The following is a 17,184-nucleotide window of genomic DNA, read 5'->3' as shown; positions in this document are numbered from 1 at the left end:
CCGCCGGTGCTCTCGCCGAAGGAGCTGTCGCTGACGAACGGCGCGAACGGCGCCCCCCCCGCGGTGACCGCCGCCCGGCGGTGCGCCGAACTCGACCGGCTCTCCGCCCGCTCGGCCGCCGCCCGGCGGCTCGCCCCGCTGCGCGAGGCCCACGACCGCGTGGCGCGCCTCGCCACCCTGGCCGCCGGGACCTCCGCCGACAACGAACGCAGGATGCGCCTGGAGTCGTACGTCCTCGCGGCGCGCCTGGAACAGGTCGCCGCCGCGGCGACGGTTCGGCTGCGCCGCATGTCGTCGGGCCGCTACACCCTCGTCCACTCCGACGACCGCGCCGGCCGCGGCCGCTCGGGCCTCGGCCTGCACGTGGTCGACGCGTGGACGGGCCGCGAGCGCGACACGGCGACCCTCTCCGGCGGCGAGACGTTCTTCGCCTCGCTCGCCCTCGCCCTCGGCCTCGCGGACGTCGTCACGGACGAGGCGGGCGGCGTGCGCCTCGACACGCTCTTCATCGACGAGGGCTTCGGCTCCCTCGACGACCAGGCGCTCGACGAGGTCCTCGACGTCCTGGACTCCCTGCGCGAGCGGGACCGCAGCGTGGGCATCGTCAGCCACGTCGCGGACCTGCGGCGCCGGGTGCACGCGCAGCTGGAGGTCGTGAAGGGCAGGGCGGGGTCGGTGGTGCGGCAGCGGGGAGAGGGCTGAGCTCCGGGCTCACTGCCCCAGGGGGCGGCCGGTCAGCGGCGAGGAGTAGACGACGCTCGTGGTGACCGATCCGAGGGCGCCGATCTTGCCGGAGACCTCCTCCAGGTGCCGCATCGAGCGCGCGGCGACCTTGATGACGAAGCAGTCGTCACCGGTGACGTGGTGGGCCTCCAGGATCTCCGGGGTCGCGTCGACCAGGTCGTGGAACGGCTTGTAGTTGCCGTTCGGATACCGGAGCCGTACGAAGGCGAGCACAGGAAGCCCGAGCCGCTCGGGGTCCACCACGGCCGCGTACCCCTGGATCACGCCCGCTTCCTCCAGGCGCCGCACCCGCTCGGTGACGGCGCTCGCGGACATGGAGACGGCGCGGGCCAGCTCGGCGTAGCTGGCGCGGCCCTGCCGCTGGAGGACGTCGAGGATGCGCCAGTCGGTGGCGTCCGTGGAATAACCGGTCATGTCCGAGAGGTAACAGGGAAAACACCGGCCGATCAAGAGGTGGACCGGGAATCGCCCCTTCAGGATCGCGGCCCACGCCCATAGATTTTCAGCCATGAACACCATGACTGCGCAGACCGCCACGAACACCGTGAATGCCGCGAATCCCGTCCTCCGTGTCCCCCCGGCCGCCCCCGCCGCGGCCGCCGCCCACTTCGCCGCGAGCCTCGCCTTCCACGCGGACGTGTCCGACGTGGCCGCCGCGCTGGCCACCGACGGCGACCCCGGTTTCGTCGTCCTCGACTCCCGCTCCACCGAGTCCTGGGACCAGGGGCACATCCCGGGCGCCGTGCACCTGCCGACCGCGCTCGTCCCGCTCCAGGCCGAGCAGCTCCTCGACAAGGCGGTCCCGGTCGTCACCTACTGCTGGGGCCCCGGCTGCAACGGCGCGACCCGCGCGGCCCTCGCCCTGGCCCAACTGGGCTTCCAGGTCAAGGAGATGCTCGGCGGCTTCGAGTACTGGGCCCGGGAGGGCTTCGCGTACGAGACCTGGGAGGGCCCCGGCCGGCGTGCCGTCGACCCGCTGACGGCTCCCGAAGGGGCGGCGGACTGCGGTTGCTGAGGCGCGGGGGGCCCGGTCCGACAACGGCCTGTCACACCACGTCGGCCCGTCTCACGTCGACCTTTCCCACGTCGGCCCGTCTCACATCGGCCGGTCCCACAGCGCCCTGTCTCACATCGGCTGCACGAAGTCGGCCCGCCACTGGGGCGAGGGGGCGGATCCCACCTCGGTCCAGTACTCACGGCCCGCCACGATCCGCCCGTCCCACACCGTCCAGAACGAGACCGCGCGGTGCACCCCCATGGCCTCGTGCGGCACTTCCACCTCGGAGACCACGGTGTCGCCGTCCGCGACGATCCGCAGCACGCGGATCGACCAGCCCTCCGGATACTCCGCGTTCACCCGCAGGTAGTTGACCCTGCCCACGATGCGCTCCGCGCTGACCGGCCACTCGACGACGACGTCCTCGGCAAGGAGAGCGCCCACCCCCGCCCAGTCCCGTGCCTCCATGCGGTCCCACAGCGCTGTGACGATCTCAGTCGGCTCCATGGCGGCATCCTGGCAGCAGCCACTGACAACGGGCGCTCGCCCACTCCGGGTTAATCCCGTGCGTCGTGAGCCGCAGGCCCGCATCATGATCTGTCATGCCGAAACTCCCCCAGCCCACCGCCGCCGAACTCCGCCGCGATCCGCTGCCGTTGCGGGGGCGCACCGCCCTCGTCACCGGCGCGAGCCGTCGCGGGGGCATCGGCCACGCCGTCGCCCGCCGTCTCGCCGCGTACGGGGCGAGCGTCTATCTGCACCACCACGTGCCGCACGACGCCGAGTTGCCCTGGGGCGCCGACCGGCCCGAGGACGTCGTCGCCTCCGTCCGCGAGGCGCTGGCCGACCCGGACGCCCGCGTCGCGCACGGCCCCGCCGACCTCGCCGACGCCGCCGCGCCCGCCGAACTCGTCTCCGCCGCGGCCGAAGCGCTCGGCGGGCGCCTCGACATCCTCGTCGCCAACCACGCCCGCAGCGGCCGGGACGGCACCCTCGACGAGATCGACGCGGCCATGCTCGACGCCCACTGGGCCGTCGACACCCGCTCCGTGATCCTGCTCGTGCAGGCGTACGCCAGGCTGCGCGCCGGGCTCGCGCCGCGCACACCCGGCGGGCGCGTCACGATGATGACGTCCGGCCAGGACATCGCGGGCGGCATGCCGGGCGAGCTGGCATACGGCCTCCAGAAGGGCGCGCTCGCCTCGGTGACCCGATCGCTCGCGACGACGCTCGCCGACCTCGCCGTCACGGTGAACACGGTCAACCCCGGCCCGGTGGACACGGACTACATGACGGGAGAGGCGTACGAGGAGATCGCTGCCCTCTTCCCGGCGGGCCGTTGGGGCATGCCCGACGACCCGGCCCGCCTGATCGCGTGGCTCGCGACGGACGAAGCAATGGGGTCTCCCCTGCTCGAACGGAGTTGAGAGCTTGGGGAAGGATCACGGGGCAGGTCATTCACTCGGAGGGAGGGTGCCGGCGCTGAGGCCCTTCCCGGCAGGGGCGGTGCGGTGGCGGCCGTCCGTCGGCCGCCACCGCACCGTCGCACCTCAGAGCGCCGACAGCTCGTCCACCAAGTCGTCGAGCCCCAGCGACCCCTGCGACAGCGCCGCCATGTGCCACGCCTTCGCGTCGAACGCGTCCCCGTGCCGCCGCCGCGCGTTCTCGCGGCCGAGCAGCCAGGCGCGCTCGCCGAGCTTGTAGCCGATGGCCTGGCCGGGGATCGTGAGGTAGCGGGTCATCTCGCTCTCCACGAAGTCCGCGGGCCGGCTGCAGTGCGCGCCGTAGAACTCCTGGGCCAGGTCGGGAGTCCACCGCTCGCCGGGGTGGAACGGCGAGTCCGCCGGGATCTCCAGCTCCAGGTGCATGCCGATGTCGACGATGACCCGCAGCGCGCGCATCATCTGCGCGTCGAGGTAGCCGAGGCGCCGCTCCGGGTCGGTGAGGAAGCCCAGCTCGTCCATCAGCCGCTCCGCGTACAGCGCCCAGCCCTCCGCGTTGGCGCTGACGATGCCGACGGTCGCCTGGTAGCGGGACAGGTCCTCCGCGACGTGCGCCCACTGCGCGAGCTGCAGGTGGTGGCCGGGCACGCCCTCGTGGTACCAGGTGGACACCAGGTCGTACACGGGGAAACGGGTCTCGCCCATGGTGGGCAGCCAGGTCGTGCCGGGCCGCGAGAAGTCCTCGGAGGGCCCGGTGTAGTACGGGGCGGCCGCGCCGCCGGGCGGGGCGATCCGCGACTCCACCTTCCGCACCCGCTCGGCGAGTTCGAAGTGGGTGCCGTCCAGCGCCTCGATCGCCTCGTCCATGAGGTCCTGCAGCCACTGCCGGACCTCGTCGACGCCCTCGATGTGCGCGCCGTGCTCGTCGACGTGCGCGAGCGCCGCCCACGGCGTGGCCGCGCCCGGCAGGATCTTCTCCGCCTCGGCGCGCATCTCGCCGAACAGCCGGTGGTACTCGGCCCAGCCGTACGCGTACGCCTCGCCGAGGTCCAGGTCGGTGCCGTTGAAGTACCGCGAGAGACGGGCGTACCGCTCACGCCCGACCACGTCCGGCGCGCCCTCGATCGCGGGCGCGTACACGTCCCGCATCCAGTCGCGCAGCGCCACCACCGCGCCGGTCGCCGCCTTCGCCGCCGCGTCCAGCTCGGGCCGCAGCGCCTGCGGGCCGTCCGCCGCGAACTCCTCGAACCAGCCGGGGCCGCCCTCGGCCCCCGCCCACTGGGTGAGCTGCTCGACGAACGTGGCCGTCGGCCGGGGCGCCCCGAACAGCTTGCGCTCCAGACCGAGTTCGAGCGAGGCGCGGTAGCCCTCGTAGGCGGCGGGCACCGCGCGCAGCCGTTCGGCGATCACCGCCCAGTCCTCGTCGGTCTCTGCCGGCGTCACCGTCAAGATCTCGCGGATCGCGTGTGGGGCGGTGTGCAGATTGCCGACGGCGCGCAGGCCCTCGCCGGCGTCGTGCACGGCAAGCTCCGCCGTGAGCCGCTCGCGCAGCAGCCGCGCGCAGCGCCGCTCCACGTCGGTGTCGGCGCCCGGCCGTGCCTCCGCCTCGTCGAGCCGCGTCAGGGTCGTCCGCGCCAGTTCCGCGAGGGCGTCCAGGCCCGCGGGCGAGAGGTCGGGGAGCTTGCTGTGGCTCTCCTTGACGCCGAGGAAGGTGCCGGTGACGGGGTCCAGGGCGATGAGCTCGTCGACGTACGCGTCGGCGACCTGGCGGGGCAGCGGGCCCGAGGCCGCGTCCGTGGGGGTGATCTTCGTGTCTGACATGCCGACATCCTGATACGAGACAGGGGCGAACGTCACTGCCACCTGACCGCGACGGGGGGCCCGGAGGCCGCCATTCCCTCATTAATTGACTGATCATTCCAGATTGGGTTAGCGTCTGCGCCATGGCCAGGACCAAGGAATTCGACCCCGACGCCGCGCTCAAGGCCGCGCTCGAACTGTTCTGGAGCCGCGGGTACGAGGCGACGTCCATGGCCGACCTCGTCGAGCACCTGGGCATCGGCCGGGCCAGCATCTACGCGACCTTCGGCAACAAGCGCGAGCTGTACCTGAAGGCGGTGGACCGCTACACGGAACTGCGCGAGCCGCTGCTGGTCGACGAACTGTCCCGGCCCGGCCCGGCGTTGCCGGGCATCCGTGCCGTGCTGCGCCGGTTCGCCGCCGAGTCGGCGGCGCCCGACACCCGGCGCGCGGGCTGCCTCGTCACCAATACGGCGGCCGAGCTGGCCCCGCACGACCCCGCGGCCGACCGCAGGGTCGAGCGGAACTGGGAGCACATCGAGACCCTGCTCCACTCCGCGCTCTCCCGCGCCCGCGCCCAGGGGGAGATCCCCGAGGGCCGCGACCCGCGCGCCCTCGCCCGCATGCTGCTCGTGCTGCTGCAGGGGATGCGGGTGGTCGGGAAGGTCTCCGGCGGGGAGGCGCGCGTCCGCGACGCGGCGGACGAGGCGCTCGCGCTCCTGGGCTGAGGCCCGCCCGGGCCCGGCTGGATTTCTGTGCGCTCCTTTTCGCATGCCCGAATAACAGAATGCTCGGTCAAGAAAAATCGTCTCGTGGAGGAGATCAACATGACGGAGATCAACATGGCGGAGAAGAAGGTCGCCGTACTCGGTACCGGGATTATCGGCACACCTGTGGCGCGCCACCTGCGCGAGCACTTCGCCGTGCGCGTCTGGAACAGGACCCGCGCGAAGGCCGAGCCCCTCGCCGCGTTCGACGGCATCACACTGTGCGACACCGCGGCCGATGCCGTCGCGGGCGCCGATGTGATCGTGACCGTCCTCAAGGACGGGCCGGCCGTCCGCGAGGCGATGGAGGCGGCCGCGCCCGGGCTCGCCGAGGGCGTGGTGTGGGTGCAGTTGAGCACGGTCGGCGTGGACGCGATCGACGAGCTGGCGAAGTTCGCGGACGAGCGGGGGCTCGTGCTGTACGACGCTCCCGTGCTGGGCACCAAGCAGCCCGCGGAGAACGCCCAGTTGGTGGTCCTGGCATCGGGCCCGCGTGCGGCGGGGGAGCACGCGGAGGCGGCGCGGCTGGTGTTCGACGCGATCGGCGGCCGTACCCTCTGGGTCTCCGACGAGCCCGGCGCCGCGAGCCGTCTCAAACTCGCCCTGAACAGCTATGTGTTCACCCTCACTCATGGCGCCGCCGAGAGCCTCGCCCTGGCCAAGGGCTTCGGCCTGGACCCGGCGCTGGTCGTCGAGGCGATCGCGGGCGGCCCCTTGGACAGCGCGTACTTCCGGGCCAAGACCGCCGCCATGCTCGCGGACGACTACGCGACCAGCTTCTCCGTGAGCAACTCGGTCAAGGACGCCGAACTCGTCGTGGCCGCCGCGGAGTCGGTGGGCGTGGCGGCCGACGTCGGCGCCGCCGGGCTGCGCCGGTTCCGGCGCGCAGCCGAGGCCGGCCACGGCGACAAGGACATGGCGGCGTCGTACCTCGCCGGACCGGGCGGCGGCGGGGCCTGAGCGCCGGGGTCCGAGCGCGGCCGCTCTCCGGGACGGCGGACGCCCGCACTCCCCGCGCACAAGGCGTCGGGGAGTGCGGGCGTCGGTGCGTCCGTTCTTCCGACTTCCGGTGTCCCGCGTCTTCCGATGTTCCTCGGACCGCGTCGCCGCTACTGGCGGCTGTCGTACGGAAGGTGGGAACTCACCGGTGTGGCGTCGAGGCGGGCGGTGATGACCAGCGTGCCCTCCTCGATCTGGAAGTCGAGGGGCAGATTCAGTCCGCGCATCGCGGCGACCATGCCGGTGTTGGACGACTGGGTGACCGCGTACACGCTCTCGCAGCCCGCCTCGATCGCCATGGTGACCAGGCGGCCGAGCAGTTCACCGCCGATGCCGCGACGCTGCCACTCGTCCTCGACGAGCAGGGCGATCTCCGTCTCGTCGCCGTCCCACAGCAGATGGCCGAGGCCGACGACGCGGCCGGAGGCCGTGCGGGCGGCGAGGGTGCGGCCGAAGCGCGGGCTCAGGAGGTGATTGAGATAGCGGTCGGCGTCGTTCACGGGGCCGTGGTACCGCATGCCCAGGGTGCGCTGCGAGCAGCGGTCGTGCATGGCCCTGGCGGCCCGGAGGTCGCCCGTGTCGGCGCGGCTCACCGTGATGTCGCTGCCCTCGGGGAGCGTCAGCACGTCCTGACCGCGCGGGATGCGCGGGCCGAGCCGGGTGTCGAGCTCCACGAGCGCCCGCGCGCGGGCGAACTCCGTGGGGGTGAACGGAAGATAGGGCCGCTCGACCGTGATCACTCCGCCTTCTGGAGCCCGCAGCCGCAGCACGGTCCCCTCCAGGGCACCCTCGACGGGCGCCGACTCCTCGCTCGCGGGCCCCGCGCCCGCGCCCTCCGCGCGCCCCGGCGTGGCGGGCAGCGAGCGGATGGTGCAGCGGCCCAGCAACTGGCGCAGCGCGAGCGGCAGTTCCGCCGCGTCCAGGGCCGTGCGGGTGGCCAGGCCCAGGATGCGCGTGGGCGCGTCCACCAGGTCGTGCGCGTCGGCGCGCTCGATCCAGGTGCCGGAGCCGCCCGCCCGGGAGACCGTGCGCGTGAGGTCGGACGCGGGCAGCGCCGCCGGGGCCCGCAGCAGGAACTCGTCGACCGTGCCTTCGGCCAGCGGATGGGTCTGCAGGCTCAGGATGTCGACACGATCGTGCGCCAGCGCCGTGCACAGCGCGGCGAGCGAGCCCGGCTGGTCGCGCACGGTGGTGCGCATGCGCCACAGCGCGGTCGGCGCGCCGTGCGGGTCGGCCGTCGCTCCGGACGATTCCGGAGTGGTCGCACCGGGCGCCTCCGGCGTGGCTTCGGCGGTCGCTTCGGCGGTGGTTCCGGCTCGGCGTGCCGCCCTGTGCCCGGCCTCGTCCTTGGTCGGGGACGGCCGGGTGCCGGTATCGGACCCCTCGCCGCCCGGCGGCGCGTGCGTGTGGCGCCGGGCCCACCATGTGTGGAACCCGGCCGTGGCCGCCAGGATCACGGCCGAGACGAGGAGGAGTTCGGGCCCGTCCGGGCCGTGCCCCACGAAGTTCGCCACGGCGTCGGCCACGGCAACGGCCGTGAACAGCGCGGCGAGTTCGACGACGTCCCGGCGCCAGTGATGGGCCGGCCTGCCGTGCCTCTTACGCGTCACATCAGACATGTCAGCACTCATGCAGCCACTGTGACCGAAGGGTGTTGCGTGATCACGAACGATTTGTGACTGATGGGTTAAGAGCGGATCTGTCCGTTTCATTCTCTTTGCTCACCCCGGTTGTCCGTCGCTGTCCCCCGTACGCCCGCAACGGTTCGCGCGGGTGCCGCGGGCCCGACGGCCTGCCCGCACCCGCGCAGGCCGTCACTGGCCCACGCGTCCCGGCTGCAGCACCTTGGTGAAGAGCACGCCTCCGCCCTGCTGCCGCAGTCGCACCGTCAACTCGCCGCTGTCGCCGTCGATGTCCACCTCTCCGTAGTAAGGCGGTGTCTCCGCCGGCGACGTGTTGGGACGGTCCGGCGCCTTGACGAACGTCTGGTCCGGACCGAAGGTTCCATCCAGTTTCACGGCCGGGAAGCCGCCCGCGGCGAGTGGCCCGGACACGAATTCCCAGAATGGCGCGAAGTCCTTGAAGGCGGCTCGCGCCGGGTCGTAGTGCTGCGCCGAGGTGTAGTGCACGTCGGCGGTCAGCCACACCGTGCCGGTGATCTTGTGGTGCTTGATGTGCCGAAGGAGGTCGGCGATCTGCAGCTCACGGCCGAGCGGGGCGCCGGGGTCGCCCTGCGCGACGGCCTCGAAGTTCGTCTTGCCGTCGGCCACCACCAGACCCAGCGGCATGTCGGAGGCGATCACCTTCCACACCGCGCGGGACCGCGACAACTCCCGCTTCAGCCAGGCCAGCTGCTCGGCGCCCAGGATGCCGGTGGCGTCCTCGGGCTGCCGGTTGGGGGAGTTGGCGTTGCGGTACGTCCGCATGTCGAGCACGAAGACGTCCAGGAGCGGGCCCTGCCGCAGCACCCGGTACACCCGCCCCTCGCGCTCGCCGGGCCGCTGCGTGGAGATCGGGTAGTACTCGCTGAACGCCCGCATTGAGCGCCCCGCGAGGACGTCGACGTCCTTCTCTGTGTACCGGGCGTCGTCCAGTATCTGCCCCGGGTACCAGTTGTTGCGCACCTCGTGGTCGTCCCACTGCACGATGGACGGCACCTGCGCGTTGAAGCGGCGTACGTTCTCGTCGAGCAGGTTGTAGCGGAAGTTGCCGCGGAACTCCGCGAGGGTCTCGGCGACCTTCGACTTCTCCGGCGTGGTGATGTTCTTCCACACCCGGCCGTCGGGCAGCGTCACGCTCGGCTGGATGGGCCCGTCGGCGTAGACGTTGTCGCCGCTGCACAGGAAGAAGTCGGGGTTGCGGCCCCGCATCTCCTCGTACACCCGCCAGCCGCCGAGCTCCGGGTTGATGCCCCAGCCCTGGCCCGCGATGTCCCCCGACCACAGGAAGCGCACGCCGTCGCGGCGTCTGCGGGACGTCGTGCGGAACGTACCGGTGACGGGTCGTCCCGTGCGGCGCGGGTCGTCCGGGTCGGCGAGCAGCACGCGGTAGTGGATCTGCTCGCCGGAGGGCAGCCCGCGCAGCCGCGTCGTCCCCGTGAAGTCGGTGCCCGGGCCGAGCAGCGGGCCGTGCCAGCGGGTCGGCCGGCGGAACGACTCCGTGGCGGACGTCTCCACGATCATGCGGGCGGGCCGGTCGGAGCGGACCCACACCAGGCCCGAGTGGGCGCCCACGTCACCGGCCTGCACACCCCAGTCGGCGCTCGGGCGACCGCCCAGGGCGAGTGCCGGGGCCGCGCCGGACAGCGCGGGCACGGCGAGCGCCGCGGGCACGGCGAGCGAACCGCGCAGCAGGCTCCGGCGGCGCGGGGAGTGGCTCGACGGACGGTGTGACATGAAGACGCCTCCAGGGACGGCCGATCGGTGGTGTGTGCGGTGCCAGGTGTACCGCGCTGTGCGTGCCACGTGTACCGCGATGTGCAGTGCCACGTGTACTGCCGCGTCACGGCGCGCACGCGAACCACAAGTGAACAACTGCCCAGGGCCGCGGGGGAACTGCCGCGCGGCCGCGGCTGCCTAGGGCCGAGGTCCTACGTCCCGGGCCGAGCGCCGGAGGACCGATGGCTGATGATTTCAAGATCGTGCGATGCCTAGAGTGGCAGCCCGGCGCGCGACAGGGCGTGCCGCAGTCGAGGAGGATCCCGTGCCCGTGAACGGTCAGAGCCACATCCGCATCGCCCGCCCCTCCCGTGACCTGGCCGCCGCCGAGCGGTTCTGGGTCGGCGGACTGGGGCTCGACGTCGTCTACCGCCACGACGAGGGCGGCGGCCCCGGTGAGCACGCGCTCCTCATGGTCGGCTGGCCGGACGCCTCCTGGCACCTCGAACTCGTCCACGAGGCGGCCGCCCCCGTGGAGCCCCGGCCCACCGAGGAGGACCTGCTCGTCATCTACGTGGACGGCGAAGTTCCGCAGGACCTGGTCGCCCGCCTGGAAGGCCACGGGGGCAAGCGGGTGCAGTCGCCGAACCCGTACTGGAACGAGTGGGGCGTCACCGTGGAGGACCCCGACGGCTACCGCCTGGTGCTCTGCACGCGCGCGTGGTCCAACTCCTGAACCGGTGTGTGGCGCCGGGCTCCTGAAGTCAGCGGCTCGTGTCCAGGATGACGCGCGCGACGAGCGCGGGGTCGTCGTGCATCGGCACGTGCCCGCAGCCGGGCAGCCGCACGAGCCGCGCCCCGGGGATCGCCTGCTTCGCGCGGACGCCCTGGCGGCGCAGCAGCAGCCGGTCACGGGTGCCCCAGGCGACGGTGACCGGCAGGTCCGGCACGTCGTCACGGAAGAGCACCGACTGCCCCGCGACCAGCGTCTCGTGGAAGCCGGTGGCGTTCCGCAGCGCGAGCGTCTCCGCGACGACCGCCTCCGGCGAACGGTGGCCGGGGCGGGCGTAGATGGTGCTGGTGAGCGCGGTCCGGCCGACGGCGCTCCGGGAGAGCCGTTCGATCATCGGCAGCGGCATCAGCCGTGCCATCCTGCGCATCGTCAGCAGCGTCGTGAACGCGTACCGTCGCTCCGCCTCGTTCCAGAACCCGGCCGGGGACAGCGCGGTGACGGACCGTACGAGCTTCTCCCGGCCGAGTTCGAGGGCCAGCAGGCCGCCCAGCGAATTGCCCGCCACGTGCGGCCTGTCGACGCCCAGGGCCTCGCACAGGGCGTGCAGCGCGGGCACCACCGTCGACAGGTCGTACGCCAGGCCGTCCGGCAGTGCCGGGGAGGCGCCGAAGCCGGGCAGGTCCACGGAGATCACGTCGCGCTCGGCGGCGAGGATGCCGACGACGGGGTCCCACGCCTGCCGGTGGTGGCCGATGCCGTGCAGGAGGAGCAGCGGGTCCCCGGTGCCCGTGCGCTTGTAGGAGACGGTCACCGCGTGCGGGCCGCGTGGCGACTCGACGCTGAACGACACCTCTGCGACCTCTGCCACCTGTGCGGACATGACTGCTCCTGACTTAGACACCCTGTCAGCAACAATTACCGCCCAGTAGCGCCGAGTTCAAGGGGGTGGCGGCACGGACTTGCGCCGGGGCCCCGGCCCGCGCTCACGACGGGCCCGGTGTGATCCTCGTCCGGTCGCCCGGCGCGGGTGGACACGGACAGATCCGTCGGCTGGGATGGTGACGTGGCTACCGACACCGCGACCGACGTCTTCGAAGAGCACCGGCCCGTCCTGATGGGCGTCGCCTATCGCATGCTCGGGCGTGTGGCCGACGCGGAGGACGTCGTCCAGGACGCCTGGCTGCGCTGGTCCGCGGACGAGCGCGCGGAAGTGCGCGAACCGCGCGCCTACTTGGTGCGGATCACCACCCGGCTCGCCATCGACCGGCTGCGCGCGGCCCAGTCCCGCCGCGAGTCGTACGTGGGCCCCTGGCTGCCCGAGCCGCTGGTCACCGACTTCGGGCCGACCGTGCCCGACACCGCCGAGCAGGCCGTGCTCGCCGACTCTGTGTCGCTCGCCGTGCTCGTGGTCCTGGAGTCCCTGTCACCCCTGGAACGCGCGGTGTTCGTGCTGCGCGAGGCGTTCGGGTTCCCGTTCGCGGAGATCGCCAACACGCTCGACCGCAGCGAGGCCGCGGTGCGCCAGCTCGCCGGGCGGGCCCGCAAGCACGTGGAGGAGGGCAGGCCCCGTTACGAGGTCGACCCCGCCCAGCGCCGCGACCTCACCGAGCGCTTCCTCGCCGCCGCATCGGACGGCGACCTCGACGGGCTGATGTCCCTGCTTGCGCCGGACGTCCACCTCGTCGGCGACAGCGGGGGCAAGGCCAGGGCGCCGCTGCGGGTCGTGGAGTCCGCCGACAAGGTGGGCCGCTTCTTCATCGGGGTGGCGGCCAAGGGCGTGGCGGACGCCGCCGCCACGCTCGACTACCGCTTCCTGGAGCTGAACGGCGCCGAGTCCGTCCTCCTGCTCGTCGACGGCAAGCCCGACAGTGTCCTCCAGCTCGAGGTCGCCGACGGCCGCGTCCAGCGCGTGTTCATCGTGCGGAATCCGGACAAGCTCGTGGGGCTCGCCGGCTAGGGCACCCGAACCGAGCCACCAGGCCCCCGCCCGTGCAAGGGACGGGGGCCTCGTGGTGCCCGCGCGCCCCCGGGACGTATCGGATTGCGTCACGCCGGAGCGCCCGGTGTCGACCGCGCGCGAACAGCGCGTGAATGCTCTGTGGCATCACTTCACTGCGGGCTGTAACGGACTCAGGATTGGTCTTGACCAAGGGTGGGCGCGGCTCTATCGTCGCTGAGATAGTGCAGGAACCTTTAATAAACAAGGCGCGAAAAAGCCGCCTGCGCACGGCGATTGCGGAGGACAGGGTGGGGACCACGCAGCTTGAATCGGTGCCGGAGCCGAAGTACTGGCACCTCAAGACCGTGCTCAGCGAAGCACTGGACTCCGAGTTCGCCGTGGGCGAGATCCTGCCCAACGAACGCGACCTCGCCGCCCGGTTCGGCGTCGCCCGCGCGACGCTCCGCCAGGCACTGGAACAGCTCGAACTGGAGGGACGGCTGCAGCGCCGCCGCGGCGTCGGTACGACCGTCGCCCCGCCGCGCATGGGCGTGGCCGTCGGCTCCGCCCAGGGAACCTGGCCCGGCGCGGCCGGCGACGCCTGGCAGCCCGCGGACAGCGAGCTCGCGCCGGCGCCCGCCGACGTGGCCCGCGCCCTCGGCGTCGACCCGGACGAGCCGGTGCACACGGTGCGCCGCACGCGCGTCTCGCACGGCCAGCCCGTCGCCGCGGAGCTGCTGTACGTCCCGGCGGCCTCGGTCCCCGACCTCTCCGCGATCGACGCCCCCATCGGCCCGGCACGCGCGCGTGCGGTGCTGCGTGAGCTGGGCCGCCTGGATCTCGAAGGCCAGGACCGCGCCGTCGAGCTCGGCTCCGCCCGCGCGGACGACGCCAAGGCCCTCGACCGCCTGCCCGGCGCGCCGGTCCTGGTCGTCACCACCCGCTTCCTCGCGGACGGCGGCACGGCGGCGCTCTCCATGGCGACGTACCGCGCGGACACCTGCCGCCTCACCTTCGGCGACCAGGGTGCCGTCGAGATCCACCACGGCCCGGAGCAGCAGGCTTCCTGAAACCCCGCGTGACGGCGCGGCCCAGGGGCTGTCCGACCCATCGGACACGCCCTAGTGCCGCGCCGTCACCGTGCCCTCCACCGCGAACAGCTCCTCCTCCACGTGGTCGAGGGCGAGCCGCAGCGCCCCCGTGGCCACCGCGGCCTCACCGAGCATCGACAGGGTCACCCGCGGCGGCCTGAGGCAGTGGCGGGCCAGCTCGCGCCGGAGCGGCTCCAGGACGCCGTCGATGCCCGCCGCCCAGCCGCCCACCACGACCAGCTCCGGGTCGAGCGCGAGGACCAGGGCGCCCACGTCGTGCACGAGACGGCGTATGAAACGGTCGACCGCCGCGAGGGCCCGCTCGTCGCCCTCACGCGCGTGCGCGAAGACCTCCGCCACCGCCTGTTCGTCCAGCGGGTGCAGCGGCTCGTCGGTGGTCGACAGGAGCGTCTCCGGCGTCACGTCGCGGCCCAGCAGGTGCAGCGCGCCGATCTCGCCCGCCGCCCCGCCGTACCCGCGGTGCAGCCGCCCGCCGATCAGCGAACCGGCACCGGGGCTCAGGCCGGCCAGGACGAACACCACGTCGTCCGACTCCGTCGCGGCGCCCTTCCAGTGCTCGGCGACCGCCGCCGCGTTGGCGTCGTTCTCCACCAGGACCGGGCACTTGAAGGACCGCCGCAGCCGCTCGCCGAGCTGCAGACCCGTCCAGCCGGGCAGTGCCGTGCCGAGCCGCACCGAGCCGTCGGCCTCCACGATGCCGGGACTGCCGACGCCCACGGCGCGCAGGGAGCCCCGGGAGACGCCCGCGCGGCGCAGCAGGTCGGCGACGGCACCGCGCAGCCGGTCGAGGCGTTCGTCCGCCGGCGCCGTCTCGGACACGTCCCTCGCGGCGGTGCCGATGATCTTGCCGTCGAGGTCGGCGAGGACGGCGGCGACCCGGTGCGGACCGAGCTCCAGTCCGAGCAGATGTCCCGCCTCCGCCCGGAACCGGAACTTCCGCGCCGGCCGTCCCTGCCGTCGCGCGCCGCCCTCGTCCGCGTCCGTCTCCACCACGAGCCCGGCCTCGCTGAGCCCTTCGACCACGCCCTCGACGGTGGGCCGCGAGAGCCCCGTCACCCGGGTGATCTCCGTGAGTGTCGCGAAATCCGCCGCACGCAGCGCGTGCAGCACCACCGCGGAGTTGATCCGCCGTAGCAGAGAAGGATCTCCGCCGGTCAGCCGCCCCAACGTCCGTCCTTCCGTTCCGTGCGCATGATGGGCGAAGGGTACTCGGAAGCCGCCGACCGGGGCGAGTGCCGATCAGGCCGCCCGGGCCCGGCCCACGTCAGCCCGGGGCGACAAAGCCGGATTCGTACGCCGTGATGACCGCCTGGGTCCGGTCGCGCGCCCCGAGCTTCGCGAGCAGCGAGCTCACGTGCGACTTCACGGTCTCGGTGCCGACGACCAGGCGGGCGGCGATCTCCGCGTTCGACAGGCCCCGCGCCATGAGCCGCAGCACCTCCTCCTCGCGGCCGGTCAGCGCGGCCCGCTCAAGGGCCGCCACGGCGTCCGGATTGCCGCGCAGGCGCCCGTGGGCGCCCGCCAGTTCCCGCACCGCCGCCGGGAACAGCAGCGACTCGCCCTCGGCCACCAGGCGCACGGCGTGCACGATCTCCGCGGGCCTGGCCCGTTTCAGCAGGAACCCGTCGGCTCCCGCGCGCAGCGCCTCGTACACGTACTCGTCGTTCTCGAAGGTGGTGATCACGACGATCTTGGGCGGGTCGGCGACCGTGCGCAGCACCGCGCGCGTGGCCTCGATGCCGTCGAGGAGCGGCATCCGGACGTCCATCGCGACCACGTCGGGCCGCAGCTGCCGCACCAGGGGGATCACGGCGGCGCCGTCCGCCGCCTCACCGACGACCTCGATGTCGGGCTGCGCCTCCAGGACGGCGCGCAGGCCCGCGCGGACGAGGGGTTCGTCGTCGACGAGTAGGACGGTCACCGGCATGCGGTCAGCGTAGATCACGGGTTCGCTTCCCAGGTCACGAGTACCGCGGTGCCCCGCTCCGCAGGCCACGAGCATCGAAGTGCCTCTCTCCGGAGAGCACGCCCTCACGCCAGGGGCAGTTCGACGCGGACCCGCCAGTCGCCGTCGTGCGGTCCCGTGTGGGCCCGGCCGCCCAGGAGGGTCGCGCGCTCCCGGATGCCGCGCAGACCGCTGCCGCCGCGGCCGGTCGGTGCCGTGGGCGACGGCAGGGCGTTGCGTACGTCGAGGGTGAGCAGCCCGTCGACGGCGGCGACTTGGACGCGCACCGGCACCGGCCCCGCGTGCCGCAGGACGTTGGTGAGGGCCTCCTGGAGCATGCGGTAGCCCTCGCGCGACACGGGCCCCGGCAACTGGTCCACCGGGCCCGTCACATCGGCGTCGACCTTCGCGCCCGACGTGCGCGCGGAGTCGAGGAGCCGCCCCGCCTCGGCGAGCGTCGGCCGTTGCCGCGCGGGCTGCCCGTCCTCCCGAAGCAGCCGCAGCACCCGCTCCAGGTCCTCCAGGGCATGTCGGCCGGTGTCCTCGATGGCCTCCAGGGCGCGGTCGGTGAACTCCGGGTCGGCGGTGGCCCGCGCGGCGCCCGCCTGGACGACCGCGACGGTCAGGGCGTGCCCGAGGGAGTCGTGCAGCTCCCGGGCGATGCGGTTGCGCTCCAGCAGCCGCTCGGTGCGCTCCTCCAGGGCGGCGAGGCGCTGGGCGGGGGAGGGGCCGAGGAGGCGGCGGGCTGCGGTGGTCATCAGGTTCCCCACCGCCACGACGAGGCCGAGGAGAACCATCAGCGGCGCGGGAACGAGCAGCGCGTCCACCCACCAGGGGCCGTCGGCGAGCGCGGGGAAGAACAGGGCCGGATCCACCGTCCGCTCCTGCGCCGTCGCACCGATCAGCGCCAGCGTCTGACCGATGAGATGCGTCGACGCGAAGCCCATCGCGCACCCCGCCTCCAGGCGCAGCACCAGCCACAGCGCCGTGCGGCCCCGGTCGTTCCAGGACGCGGACGGCATGACGGTGACACCGGGATCGGCGTGCTCCGCGGCGCCCGGCCCCGTGGCCCCGCGCGCGTGGGGGCCGGAGAACAGCATCAGCCGCGCCTGCAGCCCCTCGGCCCGGCGCATCGCGGGCACCAGACCGGCCGCGACCACCAGGGGAACCGGGAGCAGGAAGAACCCCACGACCAGGTCGACGACGCTCGCGCCCGACACCCCGTAGACCGACGAGCACGTCAACCCCGCGACGGCGCCGATGAGTACGTGCAGCCAGCGGGTGTACGTGACCGCCCGGGTGAGCGGCCGCAGGAAGGGGGGCATGCCG

Annotated in this window: 17 protein-coding genes; 8 read left to right on the top strand and 9 right to left on the bottom strand. The window is 73.2% G+C overall.

Going from position 1 to position 17,184, the window contains the following annotated elements; genetic code table 11:
* Positions 1-702, top strand: a 702-nt coding sequence (locus tag STRAU_RS06825; RefSeq protein ID WP_310592226.1) for an SbcC/MukB-like Walker B domain-containing protein, incomplete at its 5' end; no start/stop codon positions are given.
* Between the two features lie 9 nt (positions 703-711).
* Here the strand turns inward: STRAU_RS06825 and STRAU_RS06820 are convergent.
* Positions 712-1,158 carry an Lrp/AsnC family transcriptional regulator gene (locus tag STRAU_RS06820; RefSeq protein ID WP_037657906.1) on the bottom strand — a complete coding sequence of 149 codons (447 nt, stop codon included), beginning with the start codon at positions 1,156-1,158 and terminating at the stop codon, positions 712-714.
* Between the two features lie 94 nt (positions 1,159-1,252).
* Between STRAU_RS06820 and STRAU_RS06815 the strand changes: the two genes are divergently transcribed.
* Positions 1,253-1,759 carry a rhodanese-like domain-containing protein gene (locus STRAU_RS06815; RefSeq protein ID WP_016639523.1) on the top strand — a complete coding sequence of 169 codons (507 nt, stop codon included), beginning with the start codon at positions 1,253-1,255 and terminating at the stop codon, positions 1,757-1,759.
* 111 nt (positions 1,760-1,870) lie between these two features.
* Here the strand turns inward: STRAU_RS06815 and STRAU_RS06810 are convergent, their stop codons facing one another.
* Entirely contained in the window at positions 1,871-2,248 is a 378-nt protein-coding gene (locus tag STRAU_RS06810; protein WP_016639522.1) for a nuclear transport factor 2 family protein, read from the bottom strand.
* A 95-nt stretch (positions 2,249-2,343) separates the two neighbouring features.
* On the opposite strand from STRAU_RS06810, the gene STRAU_RS06805 reads away from it, so the two are divergent.
* Entirely contained in the window at positions 2,344-3,168 is an 825-nt protein-coding gene (locus STRAU_RS06805) for an SDR family oxidoreductase (protein ID WP_016639521.1), read from the top strand.
* A 123-nt stretch (positions 3,169-3,291) separates the two neighbouring features.
* Here STRAU_RS06805 and STRAU_RS06800 read toward each other — a convergent pair whose 3' ends face one another.
* Entirely contained in the window at positions 3,292-5,004 is a 1,713-nt protein-coding gene (locus tag STRAU_RS06800; protein ID WP_037657903.1) for a DUF885 domain-containing protein, read from the bottom strand.
* 122 nt (positions 5,005-5,126) lie between these two features.
* On the opposite strand from STRAU_RS06800, the gene STRAU_RS06795 reads away from it, so the two are divergent.
* Together STRAU_RS06795 and STRAU_RS06790 are read left to right on the top strand one after the other, a co-directional pair.
* Positions 5,127-5,711 carry a TetR/AcrR family transcriptional regulator gene (locus STRAU_RS06795; RefSeq protein ID WP_016639519.1) on the top strand — a complete coding sequence of 195 codons (585 nt, stop codon included), beginning with the start codon at positions 5,127-5,129 and terminating at the stop codon, positions 5,709-5,711.
* A 51-nt stretch (positions 5,712-5,762) separates the two neighbouring features.
* On the top strand, positions 5,763-6,710 hold the full coding sequence (locus STRAU_RS06790) for an NAD(P)-dependent oxidoreductase (protein ID WP_397892055.1): 948 nt from the start codon (positions 5,763-5,765) through the stop codon (positions 6,708-6,710).
* Between the two features lie 149 nt (positions 6,711-6,859).
* On the opposite strand, the gene STRAU_RS06785 is transcribed toward STRAU_RS06790, so the two are convergent.
* Positions 6,860-8,380 (bottom strand): GNAT family N-acetyltransferase, encoded by a 1,521-nt coding sequence (locus tag STRAU_RS06785; protein ID WP_203227357.1) that lies wholly within the window; start codon positions 8,378-8,380, stop codon positions 6,860-6,862.
* A gap of 183 nt (positions 8,381-8,563) precedes the next feature.
* The gene (locus tag STRAU_RS06780) at positions 8,564-10,144 is read right to left on the bottom strand and encodes an alkaline phosphatase D family protein (RefSeq protein WP_016639515.1); all 1,581 of its coding nucleotides are present in this window, start codon (positions 10,142-10,144) and stop codon (positions 8,564-8,566) included.
* A 307-nt stretch (positions 10,145-10,451) separates the two neighbouring features.
* Between STRAU_RS06780 and STRAU_RS06775 the strand changes: the two genes are divergently transcribed.
* The gene (locus STRAU_RS06775) at positions 10,452-10,862 is read left to right on the top strand and encodes a VOC family protein (protein ID WP_037657901.1); all 411 of its coding nucleotides are present in this window, start codon (positions 10,452-10,454) and stop codon (positions 10,860-10,862) included.
* A 28-nt stretch (positions 10,863-10,890) separates the two neighbouring features.
* Here STRAU_RS06775 and STRAU_RS06770 read toward each other — a convergent pair whose 3' ends face one another.
* Positions 10,891-11,739: an alpha/beta fold hydrolase gene (locus STRAU_RS06770; RefSeq protein WP_016639513.1), complete on the bottom strand. Its 849-nt coding sequence runs from the start codon at positions 11,737-11,739 to the stop codon at positions 10,891-10,893.
* Between the two features lie 183 nt (positions 11,740-11,922).
* On the opposite strand from STRAU_RS06770, the gene sigJ reads away from it, so the two are divergent.
* Together sigJ and STRAU_RS06760 are read left to right on the top strand one after the other, a co-directional pair.
* On the top strand, positions 11,923-12,816 hold the full coding sequence (gene sigJ, locus STRAU_RS06765) for an RNA polymerase sigma factor SigJ (protein WP_037657899.1): 894 nt from the start codon (positions 11,923-11,925) through the stop codon (positions 12,814-12,816).
* 290 nt (positions 12,817-13,106) lie between these two features.
* Positions 13,107-13,868, top strand: coding sequence for a GntR family transcriptional regulator (locus STRAU_RS06760; protein ID WP_037657896.1), 762 nt, complete (start codon positions 13,107-13,109; stop codon positions 13,866-13,868).
* A gap of 51 nt (positions 13,869-13,919) precedes the next feature.
* On the opposite strand, the gene STRAU_RS06755 is transcribed toward STRAU_RS06760, so the two are convergent.
* The 3 genes from STRAU_RS06755 to STRAU_RS06745 all read right to left on the bottom strand — a co-directional run bounded on the left by STRAU_RS06755 (position 13,920) and on the right by STRAU_RS06745 (position 17,180).
* Complete coding sequence (locus STRAU_RS06755; RefSeq protein WP_016639510.1) at positions 13,920-15,077, bottom strand: ROK family transcriptional regulator; 1,158 nt, start codon at positions 15,075-15,077, stop codon at positions 13,920-13,922.
* A gap of 97 nt (positions 15,078-15,174) precedes the next feature.
* Positions 15,175-15,837, bottom strand: coding sequence for a response regulator (locus tag STRAU_RS06750; RefSeq protein WP_016639509.1), 663 nt, complete (start codon positions 15,835-15,837; stop codon positions 15,175-15,177).
* A gap of 104 nt (positions 15,838-15,941) precedes the next feature.
* Complete coding sequence (locus tag STRAU_RS06745; RefSeq protein ID WP_016639508.1) at positions 15,942-17,180, bottom strand: sensor histidine kinase; 1,239 nt, start codon at positions 17,178-17,180, stop codon at positions 15,942-15,944.
* Positions 17,181-17,184 lie beyond the last annotated feature (4 nt).

The organism is Streptomyces aurantiacus JA 4570 (assembly GCF_000414115.1).
GTDB classification, from domain to species: domain Bacteria; phylum Actinomycetota; class Actinomycetes; order Streptomycetales; family Streptomycetaceae; genus Streptomyces; species Streptomyces aurantiacus_A.
Note: the sequence above shows the minus strand (reverse complement) of the source record. Positions and strands in the feature narration are given on the sequence as shown.

Excerpts from the sequence above, each read along its gene's own strand:
- STRAU_RS06820 (WP_037657906.1), bottom strand. The coding sequence starts at position 1,158 with ATGACCGGTTATTCCACGGACGCCACCGACTGGCGCATCCTCGACGTC.
- STRAU_RS06815 (WP_016639523.1), top strand. The coding sequence starts at position 1,253 with ATGAACACCATGACTGCGCAGACCGCCACGAACACCGTGAATGCCGCG.
- STRAU_RS06810 (WP_016639522.1), bottom strand. The coding sequence starts at position 2,248 with ATGGAGCCGACTGAGATCGTCACAGCGCTGTGGGACCGCATGGAGGCA.
- STRAU_RS06805 (WP_016639521.1), top strand. The coding sequence starts at position 2,344 with ATGCCGAAACTCCCCCAGCCCACCGCCGCCGAACTCCGCCGCGATCCG.
- STRAU_RS06800 (WP_037657903.1), bottom strand. The coding sequence starts at position 5,004 with ATGTCAGACACGAAGATCACCCCCACGGACGCGGCCTCGGGCCCGCTG.
- STRAU_RS06795 (WP_016639519.1), top strand. The coding sequence starts at position 5,127 with ATGGCCAGGACCAAGGAATTCGACCCCGACGCCGCGCTCAAGGCCGCG.
- STRAU_RS06785 (WP_203227357.1), bottom strand. The coding sequence starts at position 8,380 with ATGAGTGCTGACATGTCTGATGTGACGCGTAAGAGGCACGGCAGGCCG.
- STRAU_RS06780 (WP_016639515.1), bottom strand. The coding sequence starts at position 10,144 with ATGTCACACCGTCCGTCGAGCCACTCCCCGCGCCGCCGGAGCCTGCTG.
- STRAU_RS06770 (WP_016639513.1), bottom strand. The coding sequence starts at position 11,739 with ATGTCCGCACAGGTGGCAGAGGTCGCAGAGGTGTCGTTCAGCGTCGAG.
- STRAU_RS06750 (WP_016639509.1), bottom strand. The coding sequence starts at position 15,837 with ATGCCGGTGACCGTCCTACTCGTCGACGACGAACCCCTCGTCCGCGCG.
- STRAU_RS06745 (WP_016639508.1), bottom strand. The coding sequence starts at position 17,180 with ATGCCCCCCTTCCTGCGGCCGCTCACCCGGGCGGTCACGTACACCCGC.